This is a genomic window from Acinetobacter sp. ANC 4779 (assembly GCF_004331055.1).
Classification (GTDB): domain Bacteria; phylum Pseudomonadota; class Gammaproteobacteria; order Pseudomonadales; family Moraxellaceae; genus Acinetobacter.
The window spans coordinates 224520-244917 of the sequence record NZ_SJNU01000005.1; the positions used below are offsets into that span (position 1 = coordinate 224520).

At 38.8% G+C, this 20398-nt stretch carries 15 protein-coding genes and 1 tRNA gene; 3 read left to right on the forward strand and 13 right to left on the reverse strand.

Features of this window, described 5'->3' with window-relative positions; translation table 11 throughout:
* Positions 1-166: 166 nt before the first annotated feature.
* The 6 genes from E0H80_RS16845 to E0H80_RS08250 all read right to left on the reverse strand — a co-directional run bounded on the left by E0H80_RS16845 (position 167) and on the right by E0H80_RS08250 (position 4528).
* Positions 167-436 carry a DUF4062 domain-containing protein gene (locus tag E0H80_RS16845; protein ID WP_228259970.1) on the reverse strand — a complete coding sequence of 90 codons (270 nt, stop codon included), beginning with the start codon at positions 434-436 and terminating at the stop codon, positions 167-169.
* A gap of 133 nt (positions 437-569) precedes the next feature.
* On the reverse strand, positions 570-3209 hold the full coding sequence (locus E0H80_RS08235; protein WP_131364816.1) for a bifunctional aconitate hydratase 2/2-methylisocitrate dehydratase: 2640 nt from the start codon (positions 3207-3209) through the stop codon (positions 570-572).
* A gap of 103 nt (positions 3210-3312) precedes the next feature.
* Positions 3313-3450: a hypothetical protein gene (locus E0H80_RS16630; RefSeq protein ID WP_165494297.1), complete on the reverse strand. Its 138-nt coding sequence runs from the start codon at positions 3448-3450 to the stop codon at positions 3313-3315.
* A 56-nt stretch (positions 3451-3506) separates the two neighbouring features.
* Complete coding sequence (locus E0H80_RS08240) at positions 3507-3776, reverse strand: hypothetical protein (RefSeq protein ID WP_131364818.1); 270 nt, start codon at positions 3774-3776, stop codon at positions 3507-3509.
* A 159-nt stretch (positions 3777-3935) separates the two neighbouring features.
* A complete protein-coding gene (locus tag E0H80_RS08245; protein ID WP_131364820.1) occupies positions 3936-4295 on the reverse strand; it encodes a hypothetical protein in 360 nt (119 codons plus the stop codon).
* 156 nt (positions 4296-4451) lie between these two features.
* Positions 4452-4528, reverse strand: a tRNA-Met gene (locus E0H80_RS08250).
* Positions 4529-5102: 574 nt separating this feature from the next.
* Here E0H80_RS08250 and E0H80_RS08255 point away from each other — a divergent pair.
* The gene (locus tag E0H80_RS08255; protein WP_053577989.1) at positions 5103-5312 is read left to right on the forward strand and encodes a cold-shock protein; all 210 of its coding nucleotides are present in this window, start codon (positions 5103-5105) and stop codon (positions 5310-5312) included.
* A 578-nt stretch (positions 5313-5890) separates the two neighbouring features.
* Here the strand turns inward: E0H80_RS08255 and E0H80_RS08260 are convergent.
* Both E0H80_RS08260 and E0H80_RS08265 read right to left on the reverse strand, forming a co-directional pair.
* Positions 5891-10405, reverse strand: a complete 4515-nt coding sequence (locus tag E0H80_RS08260; protein ID WP_131364822.1) for a translocation/assembly module TamB domain-containing protein — start codon at positions 10403-10405, stop codon at positions 5891-5893.
* A gap of 22 nt (positions 10406-10427) precedes the next feature.
* Positions 10428-13154, reverse strand: coding sequence for an autotransporter assembly complex protein TamA (locus tag E0H80_RS08265; RefSeq protein WP_131364824.1), 2727 nt, complete (start codon positions 13152-13154; stop codon positions 10428-10430).
* Between the two features lie 178 nt (positions 13155-13332).
* Between E0H80_RS08265 and E0H80_RS08270 the strand changes: the two genes are divergently transcribed.
* Together E0H80_RS08270 and coq7 are read left to right on the forward strand one after the other, a co-directional pair.
* The gene (locus E0H80_RS08270) at positions 13333-14655 is read left to right on the forward strand and encodes an MFS transporter (protein ID WP_131364826.1); all 1323 of its coding nucleotides are present in this window, start codon (positions 13333-13335) and stop codon (positions 14653-14655) included.
* Positions 14656-14659: 4 nt separating this feature from the next.
* The gene (gene coq7 / locus E0H80_RS08275) at positions 14660-15295 is read left to right on the forward strand and encodes a 2-polyprenyl-3-methyl-6-methoxy-1,4-benzoquinone monooxygenase (RefSeq protein ID WP_067866965.1); all 636 of its coding nucleotides are present in this window, start codon (positions 14660-14662) and stop codon (positions 15293-15295) included.
* 83 nt (positions 15296-15378) lie between these two features.
* On the opposite strand, the gene E0H80_RS08280 is transcribed toward coq7, so the two are convergent.
* From E0H80_RS08280 to E0H80_RS08300, 5 genes are all read right to left on the reverse strand, one after another.
* The gene (locus tag E0H80_RS08280) at positions 15379-15951 is read right to left on the reverse strand and encodes a DedA family protein (protein WP_131364829.1); all 573 of its coding nucleotides are present in this window, start codon (positions 15949-15951) and stop codon (positions 15379-15381) included.
* Positions 15952-16852: 901 nt separating this feature from the next.
* Complete coding sequence (locus tag E0H80_RS08285) at positions 16853-17290, reverse strand: 2-amino-4-hydroxy-6-hydroxymethyldihydropteridine diphosphokinase (RefSeq protein ID WP_131364831.1); 438 nt, start codon at positions 17288-17290, stop codon at positions 16853-16855.
* Positions 17247-17627, reverse strand: coding sequence for a dihydroneopterin aldolase (gene folB, locus E0H80_RS08290; RefSeq protein ID WP_067866959.1), 381 nt, complete (start codon positions 17625-17627; stop codon positions 17247-17249). Before folB ends, E0H80_RS08285 begins: the two co-directional genes overlap by 44 nt.
* Before the next feature lie 109 nt (positions 17628-17736).
* On the reverse strand, positions 17737-19035 hold the full coding sequence (locus E0H80_RS08295; RefSeq protein ID WP_131364833.1) for an ABC1 kinase family protein: 1299 nt from the start codon (positions 19033-19035) through the stop codon (positions 17737-17739).
* A gap of 58 nt (positions 19036-19093) precedes the next feature.
* Positions 19094-19822 (reverse strand): HesA/MoeB/ThiF family protein, encoded by a 729-nt coding sequence (locus tag E0H80_RS08300; RefSeq protein WP_131364849.1) that lies wholly within the window; start codon positions 19820-19822, stop codon positions 19094-19096.
* Positions 19823-20398: the final 576 nt, after the last annotated feature.

The window sequence follows — 20398 nt, forward strand, 5'->3', positions numbered from 1 at the left end:
AAGGCGAAAACCTCATCTAAAAATTTATATATACCTATATCGTTTACAGCAGAAAATTTCATTATTTTTATTACTTCTTCATTATCTTTATTATGCTCATAAGTTTTATATTCATGTAAAACTGCTTTTTCAACAAAAATATATATTTGCTTCCCTTTTTCTAAAGCTATTTTAGTTCTTTTTGTGATATTGAATAACCACCACTTTCAAAAGCTGAAGAACCGAACCTCCCACCTATAATCGAAATCAATATGTCACAATTATCAATTTCTTTATAACAATAATCTTCTAGTCTTGATAAGTTTGAATAGGCAATATGTCCTCTTTCATTAAGAATTGGATCATAATTTCTTTCTTTAATATAACGTTCAAGATCTGAACGGATATTTCTTAAATCATAATAAGTTGAACTAATAAAAATTCTAGGTTTAGCCATTTTTTCTTTTAAAACAAATAAGTATATTAAATTAATTCTAATTATTATCTGATAGAAAAACAACATAAATAAAAAATAAGGGCTGAATAATCAGCCCTTATTTCTAACTCAATTTAAATTGTTTTACAACAACTTAGGTTAATTGAGCAGCAGCAATTTTCTTAGTATCAACATTCGCAGCAGCGTCTGTGTAGTCGCTCATTTTGTCGAAGCTTAAGTATTGATAGATGTCAGCTGACATGCTGTCAATTTGAGCTGCATATTGTTGGTATTCTTCTGGGCTTGGTAATTTACCAAGTACAGCAGCAACAGATGCAAGTTCAGCAGAAGCTAAATAAACGTTAGCACCTTGACCTAAACGGTTCGGGAAGTTACGAGTAGAAGTCGAAACACAAGTAGTGTTCGGAGCTACACGTGCTTGGTTACCCATACACAATGAACAACCTGGCATTTCAGTACGCGCGCCAGCTTTACCATAGATGTTGTAGAAACCTTCTTCCATCAATTGACGTTCGTCCATACGCGTAGGCGGAGCAATCCACAGACGAGTTGAAAGTACGCCACCAGGAACTTTCTCAAGTAACTTACCAGTTGCACGGAAGTGACCGATATTCGTCATACATGAACCAACGAATACTTCGTCAATTTTCACGCCTTGAACGTCAGACAACAATTTCGCATCATCTGGATCGTTTGGACAGCAAAGAACTGGTTCAGTAATTGTTGCTAGGTCAATTTCATACACTTTAGTGTATTCAGCGTCAGCATCAGCTTTAAGAAGTGAGGGGTTCGCTAACCATTTTTCCATGTTTTCAACACGACGAGCCATTGTACGCGCATCGCCATAACCTTCAGAAATCATCCATTTCAACATCGTAATGTTTGATTTCAGGTATTCAGCAACTTTCTCTTCAGAAAGAGTGATAGAACAACCAGCAGCTGAACGCTCAGCAGAAGCATCAGAAAGTTCGAATGCTTGCTCAACCGTTAAGTCATTTTCCATTTCTGTTAAGTCGATCTCAAGGATACGACCAGAGAAGATGTTTTTCTTACCTTTCTTCTCTACAGTTAAGTCACCTTGCTGAATCGCAACATAAGGAATTGCATGTACAAGGTCACGTAGAGTGATACCAGGCTGCATTTTACCTTTGAACTTAACAAGAACAGATTCAGGCATATCAAGTGGCATAACACCAGTTGCTGCAGCAAATGCTACAAGACCAGAACCCGCTGGGAATGAAATACCAATTGGGAAACGAGTATGCGAGTCACCACCAGTACCAACTGTATCCGGAAGAAGCATACGGTTTAACCAAGAGTGAATAATACCGTCACCTGGGCGTAAAGACACACCACCGCGGTTCATGATGAAATCAGGAAGCGAGTGTTGCATTTGAACGTCAATTGGTTTTGGATACGCAGCAGTATGACAGAACGATTGCATCACAAGGTCAGCAGAGAAACCAAGGCAAGCCAAGTCTTTCAATTCGTCACGAGTCATAGGACCTGTAGTATCTTGCGAACCTACAGTCGTCATGCGTGGTTCACAGTAAGTACCTGGAAGTACACCTTGACCTTCAGGAAGACCACAAGCGCGACCAACCATTTTCTGTGCTTGAGTGAAACCTTTGCCAGTTGCAGCAGGTTGAACTGGAACACGGAACAAAGTAGATACAGGAAGACCTAAAGCTTCACGAGCCTTAGTTGTCAAACCACGACCAACGATCAGGTTAATACGACCGCCAGCACGAGCTTCGTCTAGAAGTACAGGCGTTTTAAGATCAGCTTCAGCGATTTGCGCGCCATCTTTGAACGCAGTTACTTTCGCAGCAGCATGATCAATTTTAAGAACGATTTCATCGCCCATGTTCATGTTGCCAACATCGATCTCGATCGGTAACGCACCAGCATCTTCCATCGTGTTGAAGAAGATTGGAGCGATTTTAGAACCTAGGCAGTAACCACCGTCTTTTTTGTTCGGAATGTGCGGAATGTCATCGCCGAAGAACCAAAGTACAGAGTTAGTTGCAGACTTACGGCTTGAACCCGTACCAACAACGTCACCTACGTAAGCAACTTGGTTGCCTTTCGCGATAAGTTCTTTAATTTGATTCAGTGGGCCTACTTCACCAGGAACTTCTGGGTTGATGCCATCACGTACGTTTTTCAACATCGCATTTGCGTGCAATGGGATGTCTGGACGGCTCCAAGCGTCTTGAGCTGGAGACAAGTCATCTGTATTTGTTTCGCCAGTTACTTTGAAAACTGTCAATTTAATTTCAGATGGAACGTCTGGACGCGTAGTGAACCATTCAGCATCAGCCCAAGACTGCATAACAGCTTGTGCATTTACATTACCCGCTTTCGCTTTATCAGCTACGTCATGGAACGCATCAAATACTAGAAGTGTTTTTTTCAACGCTTCCGCAGCAAGCTCAGAAAGTTCAGCATCATCAAGAAGAGCAACTAAAGGCGCTACGTTATAACCACCAAGCATAGTACCTAGTAAGTAAACAGCACGTTCTTTAGAAATTAATGGAGAATTTGCTTCACCTTTTGCTAAAGCAGCCAAGAAAGCAGCTTTAACATAAGCAGCTTGGTCAACCCCCGCAGGAACACGGTTTTCTAGTAAATCAACTAAAAATGCTTCTTCACCAGCGGGTGGATTTTTTAATAGCTCAACCAAGTCAGCTGTTTGAACATCATCAAGTGGCTTCGGTGGGACTCCGAGTGCGGCACGTTCTGCAACGTGTTGGCGGTAAGCTTCTAGCACGGTGTTATTCCTCTTTTTTAAAAAATTACCTGTGAATTCCAGCTTGTATAAAGCTTCACAAATAATATGGACTGCTAAATTTTACTAAAATTCCAGTTAAAAGTTAATGCGCTACCAGTGTTTCTTCGTGATGCCCATTATTTTCTAAATAAATGATGCCCATATTGATCAATGAATCAGCAGGTTCACCCCAATGTACACCTTTAAAGATGATAATAATTAACTTTTGACTGAAACTCATACATAAAAAAGGCAACCTATATGTTGCCCTTTTCTTAAAAAGAAAAACATTCAACCTTAGTGGACTGTTGTTGCATTCATATATTCACGTAAATCATCGCGACAACCTTCAAATTTAACCTGAATTTCATCTTCATGCAGCATAGCATGGTCTGCGCTGGCAAATGAAATATGAACCTGATAAAGCTTCGTTTCTTGATCAATTATATGCTGAAGATAGACTTTATCGCCCAAACTGAGTACGTAATGACTTCCGCTCATCACGACAGCACCCTGTTCATCTTCTAAGAGCAAGTCTGCATTATGTAGATAACCCACAACGTCCATATAGCGCTCCTTAGAGTTTTTTTTGTAGTTATTTTGATTATTCACTATTTATATAAGCTTTTCTATATTTATGATTTATTCAAATGTCACAATTTATGCCGCCCATCCTTAGGCTATTTTTAGAAATTTAAATAACTGCCAATATAAAAAAACCGTTCCTTAGAACGGTTTGTAATCTGGCATTTTATCGTGCGGAGTCGCGAGACATTTTTCTATGATTTTTTGCTTGAATTGATTACGGCTTGCTTCAGGCTCTGCAGTAATTTCAGCTAATGGAAACGCATACACTTGTTCAATAATATCCAAGATGAATGTTTTTGTCGTTGCATCTTCAATTTTACTGGCATGTTCTAATGCGGCTGCTTTATCAATTGCATTTTGACGGTCATACATAATTGTATTTGCAGCATTTCCCACACTTTTACAATAGCCTTTCCACTGCTCTTCAGCAGTTAACGGTTTTTTTTCAGCACAACCGACCAAAGCAACCAACACCATTAAAGTGAATAACTTGTTCATGAACCTTCTCCTGTTGGCTCTATCATAATCAAAGTTAAGGAAAATACGAAATAACTCATCGCTTATATAGGAAAAATCAAATTTTAAACTCAAATAAAGAGCATAAAAAAAGCCTAATCTGTGTAGATTAGGCTATAAACTCTTTTATTCTTTCGTTGGTAGCGGGAGCTGGATTTGAACCAACGACCTTCGGGTTATGAGCCCGACGAGCTACCAGACTGCTCCATCCCGCATCAACGAGTTAGCTTTATACGCCCTAAATCATAACAAAGCAAACTTTATTCCATTTCAATTGAAAAATAACGCATTTAGGCAGTCATTGCCCTGTTTAAGCCCTAAATTCAAAATCATAAAACACATGAAACTATAATAAGGATTGCTTAAAGTCGTTATGTGGGTATTTTTTTATGCTCAAGATGGCCAATCTAGAAAATTTAAGTCATTTTTTTCAAATAAGGTTTAAATAAAGCAGTTTACATTCATGCAATAGAGTCTATTTATAATTTTAACTTAAAAAAATTAACCAAATTATAGTATAAACTACTGATTTAAAATAAATAATTATTTAGTTACACATGCAACACCTATAAAAAGCATCAATTATTAAATATTAGCTTGCACATTCTTAAATATGCCTGTATTCTTTATCTCAACTAGAAAAATAGTTTTGTTCTGGTAAATCTTTTTGTATTTCGCAGTTTTAGTCATAATCCTTCGTTTTTCAGATTTAAAGTTCCATTCATATTTTCAAGTTAACATCCGGTTTTTTATTAAGCCAACAAATATTAAAGTTTATAGGATTGTATTATGTCTAATACTGTTAAAGGTACTGTTAAGTGGTTCAACGAAACTAAAGGTTTCGGTTTTATTCAACAAGAAAACGGTCCTGACGTTTTTGCTCATTTCAGCGAAATCGCTAACTCTGGTTTCAAAACTTTGGCTGAAGGCCAACAAGTTGAATTCAGCATTACTCAAGGTCAAAAAGGCCCGAATGCTGTAAACATCGTAGCACTATAATTCTAAAATTATTCTTACATTAGTAAGATAGTTTAAGAGTAAAAAGCGAGAGTCCACTCTCGCTTTTTCATATCTGGACTTTATAAAAATATTTTTCCTATAATAAATAAGAGCTTTATTTTCAAGTCTCTCCTTTTGAATTTTTACCCCCCTCATTGCAACTTTCATATTTAAATCTTACGCTAATAGTATTTACAAATAGTATATTTAATCATCAAATAAGACGTATTTTTAATTTAACTTTTATAATTTACCCCAGTCAACCACCTCAATTATATTGTGTATGAATTGGTATGGGGGATATATGCTGCCTAGTTTTATTCATATGTTTTTTATTAACTGGCTTGGTCGGTTTCACAGCAGAGATCTATTTAGATCACTTTTTTCTACACACTAGAATTTTAATGATTCTTGCTACTACTCTTAGTTTTATAAAATCTAAAAAATTAGATAATGCCCTGTTTTTATAATTCTTAATACTTAGATAAAATGAAAAGCTGCTCATCGGTATAGGTGAACAACTTTTCAGCTATCTTAAAACAAATAAAATAAATTAAAAAACTATATTTTTCATAAATTTAGAATCTCCAATTGTAGAATACATCTATTGCTCGCTCTAAGGATTGGCTCGCTTCTAAATACAATCGCTTGTTCATTTGATAACGCAAGGTCAATTTATTAACGGGTGTAAACACACCTACACCATAACGAATAAACAAGTCTGGGGTAATATAACCCGTCACACTGACTTGGGTATCATCACCTGTTCCTTGTGCATCAAGTGCTAAACCACTCAAGCCAAAGGTACGACCGATTTGATTGGTTAAGGCACGTGTACCGCCCAAGCCCATACTAATTCCTGCAGCAGCAATGGTATTGTTTACATCTGACTTAAAGCCTTCTGACTGACTTATACCACTGGTACCTTCATTAATGCGACCGGTAATAATGGCGTTTAAAGCTTCCTGTTCAGATAAACCGGCATCGTTATAGACCTGAATATTTGGGCTAGTTGCCGTTCCGGTAACCCGCACTCCCACAATATTTCCTTGTATACTTTTATTGGCATCAACATCTAAGGTTGGGTTATATAAAGGTCCATTAAAACGGGCAATCGCACGATTCAAATCCAGACTTTGCCCATAAGCTTCAATTTTTACCTTTTGACTCACCCCAATTGCACCATTGGCACGCATTGCTGTTTCAAGCCCGCGTTGTGATAAATATAAACGTCCGAGTAGTGGAATACGACTATCAAAACCTTGGAAAATCACTTGATTGCCTAGATTTACCATAACATCTGCACGAATATCCCATGGGCGAGCTGCTCTCAATATCGCGAGCTGATCTTGCCCTTCATGAACAATACGTACATCAGACGATACATTGATCACCGGCGCTGAAGCTTCAGGCAGAGAAATTAAGGCACGCGGAACTTCAACCTTACCATTTAAGCTTAACTTTTTCTGGAATGGCAAGACATCTAAAGTTAAATCTGGAGTGACTACTGCCGTAATTAACGGTGCTTGACGAATCAGTAGATTTTCACCTTTTAAATACAATTGAATACGCGGATCATTTTTCCAATCTATATTACCCGTTAATGCCCCTACACCTTGACCACTATTAAATGCGCCATTAATACTGGCATGATCTTGTCGAATTGATGAATACACCTGAATATTGTTTAAATTCACCGGCAATGAAATCATACTGATGGCACCATCTTTCAGGCGCATCTCACCATTGAATAATGGCTGAGTGAGGGTTCCCGATATTTTCCCGGCAAATGACAATGTCCCAGCAAGTGACCGAATATCCTGGATAAAGGGTTTAAAGACTTTAAGTTGGACTTGGTCAAAAGCCACTTCACCGCGCATGGGTTTGTTGGCTTTATAAGGATCAATAATCACATTGGCATAACCTGTACCAATTTCAGGGGTTTTAACATCTAAACGAACTTGTAGACCTTCGGATACACTTTTCGCAATTAAGCCAATTTCGTTATAGCTTAATGTCGAACCAATATCTTGGGGATCTTCTGCTGCCAAGCCAATCACGCCATTGCGTGTTACCAGTCTTGCATCAATTTTCGGTTTGACACCTTGTGCCCATGCAGCTTTTGCGTATCCATTGACTTTACCGGTAATGGCCAGACCTTCAGGCATAAATGCGGCGAAGTCATTTAAATCGACATTTTGGGTAACAAAGGACACATTACCTTTGGTTTTACTGACACGAATCGGTTGATCGAAACACAATTGGCTTTGCTGACTGGACCAGCAATGGGCACCGACAAATAATTCAGATTTTGCAGTACTGTAAATAACCGAGGCATTTTGACGCTGCACTAAACGTGCACGCAAAGAGTCAAAATCACCTTTCTGAATTTGTCCCAGCCAATCATTCTGTGCATTAAAACCACCTGCCAATTGCACATAAAATTTGGAAATTCTGTTCTCGGCCTGAACTTTCAATATATGGGCTTTACGCGTGCCTGCCAGTGAAATTTCACCTTGTTGAATCTCACGCGAACCACTACGCAGACTTTCCATTTTGGCAGTCATGAGCGTTGGCGTAAGTTCCGAGGTTGGTAACTCACCCTGTACACGTAATTTTTTAACACTGAATAAATTATTAAAACCAAAATCATCTACTGCCAGATTTGCCGTAGCGCGCAAGCGTGGTTGAGATTGCACATTTAAATAGCCATACACACGACCACGAAGCCCACTATAAATTTCATACAAGGCAGGTGCATTAATTTTTAATCTCAAGTTTTGTGCATTGCCTGTTGCTTGAAGCTGGTTTTTTGCATAGGACAAATACAAATTATTAGCTTCAAACTGTTTGGGCAAGAATCCTTTTTGATTTGAATCAATCACCATTGCTAAATTCCCTGTTCCACGAACAGGTTTATTATTAATGATACCGGCCAAATTCAATTTTTCGATATTAATGCGTTTTAGTGTATCCGACCAAACACCTTCAGTTTTCACATTACCAGATAGTTCACCGCGTACAGATGAGACAAAATAATGCGGCTTAAATCTAACCAGGGATGCATTTACGTTCCAGCCAATGCCATTTTTAAGATTGACCAAACCACTGGCAAAAATTTTCCCTGCAATACCTGCATGCTGCAATTCAGCAATTTTGATCAGTTCAGGTGTACCTGAAACTTTAAACTTGAGTAAGCCTTTACTTGCCTGAATATGACTTGCATTTAGTGCACCATCATAATTCACAGCAAAACTTTTAAAACCACCGCCTGACTTTTCATTGTTGAAAATCAGGGCCACCGTACTACGCCCGGTTAAGCGGATAGTTTCATTGTTATTTTGCTGTGCAAGACGGCCCGTTAAATTAATTCCATTTAACTGAATAATTTGCTGATTTGGCTTGGCAAAACCAGTAGCTTTGATTTGTCCATTGAGTAAGTTTACCGGTGCAGCATCGACTACAGTTTGTGGATTAAAATCTTTGGCATTAATGGTAGCATTCCATTTTAATTGGCGCTTTTCACTCGGCAACTCCACTTTTCCACTTCCGCTTATGCTGCCTTTACCTGCTGCATAGCTGAAGCTTGGTACATTTAAATTATTATTTTTAAGATTGAGTTTCGCCTTGTAGAACCCTTCAGGCAATATGCCTTTATCATGTTTAGTCACAGCCGTTGCGACATGAATATCTTGACTGCCTTCCACCAAGGCCATTTGGACATCACCTGATTTACTGCTTAACCAGCCTACATAAGGTACGGCGCGGTCAATATTTTTCCACGCAACATCAAGTAGCATCGGATTGGGCTTTTTGCCTTTTTGCTCGGCTTGATCGAGTTTGAGATTCCAGGTTTCATACCGGTCAAAATCAACCAATGCGGTTAAATGCATACCTTTGTCTAAACTGCCTTTAGAGGCAATTTTACCATTCAGACTTGGCGGTAAAAAATCTTGGACAACTTGAGGAATCAGTTTGTCTTTAGGATTAATTTTGTCCAGACGACCATTCATATCCCAAGTCACCTGATCTTTCCAGCTCACCACGCCGGCTACATTCACAGCCCCATTCATGAGCTGGCCATTTAAATTACTAATATCGAGCTGATGAACTAAATCGGTATGCATGCTACCGTTATACTGACCTTGTGGAATATTTTTACCACTCAAATCCGTCGCAACATCGATATTTAAACGCTCAATATCACCATTAAATTTCGCCACACCGTCTTTACTAAACAGCTTTTGTTCAGTCATTAATGGCCAGTGATATTGTTTGAACTGCAACTCGCCAAACATCGGTACATGTTTACGTACAGGATGAAGCACCACCCAACCGGTTAACAAATCCGGTGTATTGGTTGCCACGCCCGCCTGGATCGAATCTAAAGTACCTCGAGCCACCACTTTAATATCATGAATATTCAAGCTTTTATTTAAGGAAGGTATATTCAGATCACCAACAGCATTTAAAGGATACTTTCCTTCAAACTTCATATCTCCTGTGGCATTTTTTACTGACAGATAGCCCATATCCATGCGCGAATCTTCAAACTTGAGTTCTGTACCTGACCAGAGTGCATTATTTAGATGAACATCGCTGAATTTCACGCTGCTGGTTGCCGTTTTAATCAGTAGATGATCAACATCTGCCGTGTCCAAACGCAAAACAAAAGGCAGATGGATTTCACTAAATTTAAACGGTTCATCACTGGGTGGGTTTTTAGTGATAATTTGTAGATTACGTACATCGGCACGATTCAAATGAATTTCTTTCTTCAAGATGGCGCGCCAGCCCAAAGTCACATCGGCACGATCAATTTTGACATCCACAGGTTTTAAAGTGATCAGGATATTTTTTAGAATAATACCGTTTAACAGATTACCTCCTTCATATTCATAATGAATAATCTGTTGGCGCTCCAATACTCGATCCAGTAAAAATTTACTGCCTTTATCCGTAGTAAACATCACAGCGAAGGAAGCAATAAGCAGAACCAATACTATAAGGAGTGTGAATAACACACTCCTTAAAATGCGACGTTTTTTGGGTCGATTGGTTTCTGTCTCTGGTTGCTGTTCTACTTCAGCCATAATGCTCTCTAAAAGTTAAAATTTATAATTGTGAACCAATAAAGAAATGGATACGGATCGGATGATCATCATCAGAAATGCCTGAAGCCACATCTATACGAATTGGACCAATTGGCGATGCCCAACGAACCCCTAAACCGACACTATATGCTGTAGGCGTATTAAAATCTTTGTCGTATGCATTCCCCACGTCACTAAATACAGCTGCACGCCAGCCTTCTTTAAATTGATAGTTATACTCTAAAGAACCTACCGCTAAAGCTTGGCCACCCAGTTTAAATCCATTTTCTTCTGGTGATAAACTTTTATAATCAAAACCGCGAACAGTTTGGTCACCACCTGTAAAATAACGCAGGTTATAAGGAACTTTGGTAAAATCTTGTGCAAAGATATAACCGACGTCACCACGTCCTACAAACTGATGGTTATCGTTTTCCCCCAATGAATAGATAAAGCGCCAACCCGCATTCACAATGGCCATATCTGCATCAGACAGTAAACTTTCACTGCCGAGTTCTACTTTATAAGTCTGTTTAAAACCTTTGCCTGGATTGACACGTTTATCACTGGTGGTACGAGAAACCTCATAACCAAATAGTAAGGATTGTTGCTGCTCATTGGTGTTGGCTAAAAATGCATCAGGAATTTCTTCAGAATCTAGCACACCATCTTGAGTAATACGATCTAACCGATAACGCATACCAAACGTATGTTGCCAGTTTCCGCGCGGTCTTTTAATAATTCGATCCACACCCGCAACTGCAGATTCAATCATCAATCCATTACCTTGGGCAACATCTTCCCGTTCTTCACGCTCATAACCGCCCACCAGACTAATATAGTCATTTAATGGATGGTGATAAGGAATATTATAACGGCCGTCAATCGACTGGCGAATTTTGGATAATTCCAAGTTGGCATCAAATGAATGGCCACGGCGGTTTACAATGGCACGGCGATACTGACCACGAATACGTGCACCGGTATCGCTACCATAACCGGCACCCACTTCGGCACTGTTTAAACGGTCTGCGTTTAAGGTCACGATGACTGGAATTTTCTTTTCTTCACGCGCTTGAGCTTTTAAACGTTCTTCTTCAGACTGTTTGGTTTCTTGTTCTACTTGTGTTCGATACAGATTTTGATTAGCTTCTGTACCGGTCTTACCCGCAAATTGTGTTTCATCCACAACCGATTGAGTCACTTCTTTTGCAGAAACAGTCTGTTTTTTATCCTGAACACTGGCTTGATTTTCCGATATTTTTTGCTGATCTACCAAAGCTTGAATGTCAGGTGGAAGCTCCAGCGGTTTTTCAATCGGATCCGGTTTCACTGCATCAACTAAGGTGTAGTTAAAATAACGCGAGTTGGTCAAGTTGTTCGCCAAGCCGTTAACCCGCCAAAAAGTATAATCAGCGCCATCTTCCCACGACACCATACTTTGCAACACATCCATATCGATTGGAAATGGTTTCGATGGATCACTCATCCGAAATTCTACAGGTCCTAGTTTATAGCGATCACCTGTTTCATAACGTAAATTGATATCTGCGGTATTTTGCGGCTGAGCAACTTTTACATCATGCAAACGCCAGTAACTGTCAAAATAACCATTGTTGACCGCGGCATCATTAATACGTGTTTTGGTTTGTTCATATAAACCATGATTTAAAATATCACCGACATCTTGATCGGGTAGTACGCTGATCACCTGGAACTGCGCTTGTTGTTCACCTGCACCACTAAATTCTACATTTTGTTCTTGAATCAGCACAGGTGAATTAGGGGTGACATTTACCCGAACCCGATTCTCACTCAGTTTCTCAAATTTAAATTTGGCATTATAAAAACCGACTGCTTGAGCTGCCTGATTTGACATAGTTCTTAATTGTGGCAGTGCTGAAGGAAAATCACTAAAGGATTCTTGGGTAAAACTGGAAAGCTTACCCTTAAGATTATCTTTTAAATTTTCCAAGGCTTGAGTATAAGCTTTACCTGAAACCTCACTTGGGTTTTCAGCTGATGTAAAGACGACATCCGCACTAATGCGTGCAACTTTTGCAGTATTCAATTGACTTGATGGTCGTATCTTATAGAGCCAACGCTTAAATAAATTCGGTTCTTTGACTTCATCTGCAACCGCTAACTCAGGTAAAGTTATTCCCGCTTCATTGGCTTCAACCACAATTTTGCTATCGTCTTGAATGCTCGACATCAATTGATCAACATTCACTGGTGCTTGATTAATTTCTACCAGTTCTTGTTGAGTCGCGTCGGAAACTACCACTTCACCAACTTGTCCAGCACGATATTGCTGTGCCTGATTTTTCGCGTTTTCAGCCTCACGAAAAATTTCGTCTGCCATGGTTTGGCTGACGGGGGCAATGGGAAGTTCTTCTAAATCTTCAAATTCAATCGGCTTAAACTCTTCTAAAGTTTGTCCAGCCTGTTCTTGTTGTTGCAGCATTTGCAAACTATCCAGCTCAGTTTTGTTTTCCTGAAATTTTTCAATTTTTTCTATTTCTTCAGGACTATCCATTCCTTGCTTAACAGCTTCACTCTTGAGTTGTTGTAGAAATTCTGGTTGAGTGACCATTGAATTAGGTTCTGTTACTTGTGCAAAACTTTGTTGAGCAAGTAATATTAAAAAGAGACTAAAACAAAATTGTTTATGTTGGTCATCCCACTTTATGAAAGAGCTGACACTTAGTGTAAGAGTCGACTTTTTAAAATTCAGTTTTGAAAGCATAAAGAACTCTAAACTAATATAATATTTATAATGGAAATCACCAAAATCGGCTTTCGAACAAGCACAAATCTATTGGAATTTTCACAAAAGTATAGGTTGAAAATATAATACATGATTTTTTATAGTATTTTACCAAATGCTCACATTTCTTAATAAAACTTAATGAAGCCCATAAACCATGGAAAAAAATGAACATCTGTTAGCTACACGTCGATTTTTACCAATGTTTGTCACTCAATTTTTCGGTGCACTGAATGACAATGTCTATAAACAATCCCTGTTACTGGTCATTACCTATGGTTTGATCAATCAACAAAGCGCCAGTGTCAGCACCCTAAATAATCTCGCAGCCTTATTGTTTATTTTACCCTATTTTATTTTCTCTGCCACAGCCGGACAGATTGCGGATAAATATGAACGCTCACAACTGGTACGAGCTATTAAAATACTCGAAATTGTCATTATGCTGATTGGTTCTGCTGGCTTTTTACTGGGGCATTTATGGCTATTATTAACTGCTTTATTTTTAATGGGTGTACATTCAACCTTCTTCGGTCCAATCAAATATGCCATTTTACCTGAAATTTTAAAACCCAATGAACTCATGTCCGGAAATGCCTTGTTCCAGTCTGGCACATCCATGGCTATTTTAATGGGTATGATTTTAGGCGGTGCCGTGATTTCTGTATCAGATGGCAACCTGTTCTGGATTAGCCTGACTGTGGTCACTATTGCTGTTCTAGGCTATCTCTCAAGTCGTTTTGTTTTACAGCAAAATGTCACTTCCCCCGATATTAAAATTGACTGGAACTTTTTCAGAACCAGTTTTCAGACATTAAAATATGCCAAAAGCCTACCCATTATTTTTATGATTTTATTAGGTAATTCTTGGTATTGGTTTTACGGGGCAACCTATCTGACCCAGATTCCCCAGTTAACTCAACAAAACCTGCATGCCTCTGAAAATGTAGTCAGTCTGCTTTTAACATTCTTCTCTGTCGGGATTGGTGCCGGTTCATTATTGTGCCGCAAAATTGGCGGTACAGAGGTAAATTTGAAGATGGTCCCCATTGGCGCCATTGGACTAACAGTTTTTGCTTTTTATTTGGCAGCAAGTTTAGCCTTTGTGCCTGAACGTAGCGGTGAAATGCTAGGTTTAAAAGAGGTCTTTAGTCAAGGCTGGAGCTATTATCATGTCATGCTGGCTGTGACATTACTCGGGATTAGTGGCGGTTTTTATATCGTACCTTTATACGCCATGATGCAAGCCTTTTCTCCACGCTCACATCGTGCACGTGTAGTAGCGGCGAACAACATTTTAAACGCAGTATTCATGGTATCCTCGGCTATATTTTCGATTATCATCTTAAGTATATTCAAGATTGATATTAAAATACTTTTCAGCATTACTGCTATTCTAAGCGCAATTTTCACTACATGGCTCCTGTTTAGGCTTAAGCCTATGCTTGCAGCACAGCAAAAAGACGTTTCAGAGGATTAATTTTATGCGTGAATATACCGGTATAGACAAATTTATTCATTCGTTTGACCAGGCGCTTCGCAGTCTGGTTCCCGGAACGACCTCTGCACATCGTGAAAATCCTGGCAATACTGTAGAAACTCAACTTGGTGTCAGTGAAGCACGTCATGTTGCAGGCTTAATGCGGGTGAATCATAGCGGTGAAGTATGTGCACAAGCCCTTTATCATGGTCAGGCTCTTACTGCAAAACTACCCAATGTACGCCATGAAATGGAACAGGCCGCGATTGAAGAACAAGATCATTTGGCTTGGTGTGAAGACCGTTTAAAAGAACTGGATAGCCATACGAGTTTACTCAATCCGGTCTGGTACGGTCTGTCCTTTGGTATGGGTGCTATTGCAGGAATTGCCGGCGATAAATACAGCCTAGGTTTCGTAGCCGAAACTGAACGTCAAGTCAGTCTGCATTTAGAAGACCATATCAAGCAGTTGCCGGAGCAAGATGAGCGTTCACGTAAAATTCTGGTACAAATGAATGAAGATGAGTTGCATCATAGAGATACAGCATTGAATGCTGGCGGTGTTGATTTACCTGCACCGGTACGTATTGCCATGACCGGCATTTCCAAGTTGATGACCAAGACCAGTTACTATATTTAACTGGTCTTGAGTGATTGAACGCCCGCATGATTGCGGGCTTTTTATGCTTTTTTTCTAAGTTTCTTGCACTGGATTTGTTTAAATTATTTTTTGCGGTAATAAGTACAAATGCTGTAAGCACCACGTACTATCAAAATACACGCAATAACACTAGCGACAATATAAAAATCGTGATGATAGGGTAAGTTTTTCTGCCAGAACACATGTAACCAATGACTCACTTGCAAACCAACACTCACAATTACAAATGCCCACATAAAACAGGCAGCAATATTGACCAGCATGTATTTCAACACAGGATAGCCTTTGATCCCAATTGAAATGGGTAAAATTGTACGCAAGCCCCAAGCAAACCGCATCAGAAAAATAGTTAATACAGGATAATCTTCAATAAACCGACTTGATTGCTCAAACTTTTGCGCCAATTTTGGTCTCTTTCTAATAAATTCAATGCCATAGTGTTTGCCGATGTGGTAATAGAGTTGGTCACCCAAAAAGCCCCCCAACATGGCCACAATAATTAACCACCAGAAATTAAAGATATGCTGATGTACCGCATAAGCTCCCAGCATAAGAACAGTTTCACCTTCAAAAAAGCTACCTATAAAAATGGCAAAATAACCATAGTGTTGGATGAGATCGTTCCAGTTCATCATTTCGTAATATGTTTGATAATAATTTTACTATCTTCACCATGTTATTATTGATTGCCAAGACAAACTTGGTAGCTTTTTTAAGCATATATATTTCATCAGCAAAATAAAATAATTTCCCTGCCTATTTTAAAATCAAGTCACTGAATATATGTAAATTATTTTATAAAAATGTGTATTTTAAATTATGAATAATTAACAGCATTTATAAAAAAAGCCCAACTTCCTGTTGGGCTTTTTCGTATTTGCTGCTTAGGTATAACTCCTGTCGTACCGCACATTCCTTATGTTATTTTTTATTCTTTTTATTGTCTGGAACATCCTGTTCTCTATGTCCCTATCAAAAAAATCCTAATATCTCGTATAGACATAAAGATCCTGAATTAGCATAAGCAAATACGTACGAGCTAGGCTAAACACTGCCCCCTTTTTATCCATAAAAATTGGGGATAATTTGAGCAGTTGATGAATTGATAACACCCAACAAAGCATTAACTCGGTTAAATATTAATCATTTTTATTGGAGGAATATAGCATTTGTGATAAAAAAAGCTGACTTGTTTCCAAGCGGGCTTTTTACAGTTTTTTAGCTTAGTTTAAATAATATAAACACATGAAAAATAATAATTTTTTAACTGCTCTTAGTATTCATTTAACCTCCTGTGCTTGACTATGATTAAAGAGCCTAGTCTGCAAAGATCAGGCTTTTAAATGATCTATCACCTTCTCTGCTTAAGATTTGATTATTTTTTACAATTTTAATCCGTCAGAGTTTATCAACACTCACCTATTTCTATAGTTTTTGTTGTTAAAGCCAATTCGTATAATACTTCTAGATTAAAGTCATAATTTGCTTAGGCTATTTCAAAAAATATAATTCATTATCTGATGAACTTAGTAAGCTTTAATCTACCCAATGCACAATTGGAAACTGATGTTGCTCATGTTGAAACTCGACACTCTGCCAAATATCCAGCATCGGAATTTTGACATCAGTTGCCAGCGGTAATTTCTTCGGATTAAATTGCATACGAGACAAGTCTTCTCCCCATGCAATCAGATCGACATCTAAAGAAATTTGATGTGATGGCCGTACACGGCCTGAATCATCTTCCATTTTTTTGAGGATAGCTGTCATTTCATCTAAGCTGATTTTAGTTTTGAGTAAACACGCAGCATTCCAGTAGTCTGCACCCACGCCATCGCGACATGGAATTAAGTAAATTTCAGAGAGTTGAACCTGTCCAATTTCAGCAATCTGGGCAAATACCTGCTTAAAATGGTGTTCAGGATGACAATTACTCGCCAGAGCTAAGGCGAATATCGTTTCGGTGGCGTTCAAGACGAATTCCTACAGAATTTGCTTGCGCGATAATGGCAGGCTTACGGATCGTAATCATAATCGATTCAACCGCGGGAAAGGTAGTAAAAAGCGCATTGAGAACAAGCTTTGCTGCATGTTCAATCAATTTTGGCTGTGCTTTTTGGATAACCGTGGCAGAAATTTCGCAAATTTCCGCATAATTCAGCGTATGTTCCAGTTCATCAGAATGAGAGGCCTGTTCCAAACTGGTCTGGATGGTCATATCAAGCATCAAAGGCTGAATGATTTGACGTTCCCAATTGAAACATCCCACCACTGTCTCAACCTTTAAACCTTCAATGATAATTGCATCCATGTTTTTATCCTTTACTGAATTTAATTTTTGAATCTCCTGAATATTCCTTTAAAAAAGAAAATTCCCTCTTTGATAAAGAGGGATTTAAGGAGATTTGCTCAATAATAACTTAGTGTTTTAACAACACCTTTGGATCAAGAGTTTGCACCATTTGCAAACGCTGGTCTGCATAAATATCGGTATATGGCGCGAGGATGCGCATAAAGCGATCGAAATACAGCATTTGTTTAAACAGCAAGGCAAAGTCACGCGGGAAGCGAATGCCGTGACGCTCACCGACTCCAACCATATCCATCATAATATCGTTTAAATCTGCGGGATTTGAGCTTAATATTTGTTGAGGATCAGCCATTAATACACCACTAAATAACCGTTCAAGATCATCGGCCAAAACTTGTGTATCAATTTTCTTGTCAGTCATGCCCATTTTCAGCATGTTTTCTGCCATCAGGTTGTAATCAGTTTTTTGCAGCGCATCCATAAATGCAATCGATGCAGTCCATACTTCAGGATTAAGCTGACCGACAATACCAAAATCAATAAAACCGACACGACCATCTTCAAGCAGCATCAGATTGCCTGCATGCAAATCGGCATGGAAACTTTTACACATCATCAAGCTACCAAACCAGGTATTCATGGCGGTAATTAAAACCTGAGACGGATCTTTAGATACTCTTTTGACCACATCAAAATCAGTCAAAGGCACACCATAAAAACGCTGCATGGTGAGTACACGACGGGTTGAATATTGGTGATAAACTTTTGGTGCTGCGGCTTTTGAATTTTGAGTCACATTCAAATAGTTAACGAAATCATCAAGATTTTGTGCTTCTTCAATAAAGTCGACTTCACGCACCATACGGGTTTTAATTTCATCGACAATATCGGCAAGTGATGCAAATTTAACTTTTGGTACCACTTTTTCTAAAACTTTAGTGGCCCAGTGCAAGACGTTTAAGTCGGTATATAGAATAGTTTCTACACCTGGCTTTTGCACTTTAATGACCACATCTTCGCCTGTTACAAGTCTAGCTGCATGAACTTGTGCAATAGAGGCTGAAGCTAAAGGTTTTTCCTCAATTGAAGCGAATATTTCATCTAGATTTCGGCCTGAAAATTCAGAGGCCAAAACACCCTGAACATAGCTAAATGGCAAAGATGGGGTTTGATCTAAACAGCCTTGAAATTCTTCAACATATTCACGTGGAAACAATGAAGGCGTACTGGCAATAAACTGCCCAAGCTTAATATAGGTTGAACCTAAGGATTCAAAAGTTTCACGCATCAGTTTTGCGTTACTTGGTTTTTCTGTGGCGTATTTAATGCCTGCTTTTGCTGCAATGACAGCTGTTTCACCCACACGGGCAACCGAACGCAGTCCATCTAACCAGATATTGTTTTTCATAATGTCAGCTTAGAATTAAATTGTAGTGAGTGTAGCAAAAAAATATTCGTTTGCAGGTCTATCTTGCCTGACAGATTGGACAATCTGTATCTTTTTCGAAAGCAAGCAAGCGTTGTTTCATGCTTAATCCATCCCACAGCATCAGTTTTTGCTTAAGCGGCGTTTTACCCAAACCTAAATATAGCAATGCGTGATGCGCCTGCAAGCTTGCCATGACATTAGGCGTGGTCGCTAATACACCTGAGTCTGCACAGCGTAGGTTTTCACTGACATGCTGTTCTTTGGGAAATAGACATTCATAACAAGCCGATTCCCCTTCAACCATAAACAGTTGTCCCTGAAAACCAATGGCAGAAGCACTGATTAAAGGCACATTAAATTGCTTGCAGGTTTGATTGACGTGGTAACGTGTTGTGAAATTGTCGCAGCCATCTAAAACCAAGTCTTGATTTGAAATAAGTTGTTCTGCATTACTTTCATCCAGTTTTACGGTTTGAGATTCAATAAGAATATGTGTATTAATCTGTTTTAAGCGTTTAGCCAGTATTTCGGATTTATAGAAACCAATATTTTCTTCTACATAGGCTATTTGGCGCTGTAGATTACTTATCTCAATCGTATCAGCATCAATTAAGGTGATTTTCCCCACACCCGCACGGGCCAGAAGTTCCGCGGTTGTACATCCAATTCCTCCGCAACCGACAATCAAGACATTGGCAAGTTTGAGTTTTTCCTGTGCTTCAATATCCCACCCATCCAGCAATATTTGGCGGCTATAAAGATGCATTTCTTGGTCGCTGAGTTCCAAATCAATATCGTACTGGGTCACTAGACATCCTCATTATCCGCCTTTTTTGGTGTCACCGAGTATAGACAAATCAGCCGTAGTATTCATCAAATCTATTATTACTTAGCCATTTTTTGTCTTAATTTTAATCATAAATTTGAATTGACTTGTAAATTACTTGAATGAAAAAATTAAATAAATACCTGAAATTTGACATATTTTTTATTCGCACTATGATCAATGGGTATTCGTTCAAAACATGACGATGCTATAAGTATTTATTGAATACAGGGTAAGCTGTGAGTGCCTCATAACCGCAGCAGTAAGTAATAGTTTTCCTAAATTTGCTATGTACTTACGGACATTGGGAAAGACTAAGCTACCAACATTTTTTCCGTCGAGAGACGAACCTGAATTGGGAGTCAATGATGCTGTTCAATACTTTTAAGCAACTGCTATGCAAACATCACTTCACTGAATATCAAACCCAGCATTTCCACGTTGCCGAATGTTTAAAATGTGGAATTCAATTTCCGCATTCCAATAACCAAAACCGCCATTAATGGCGGTTTTTTT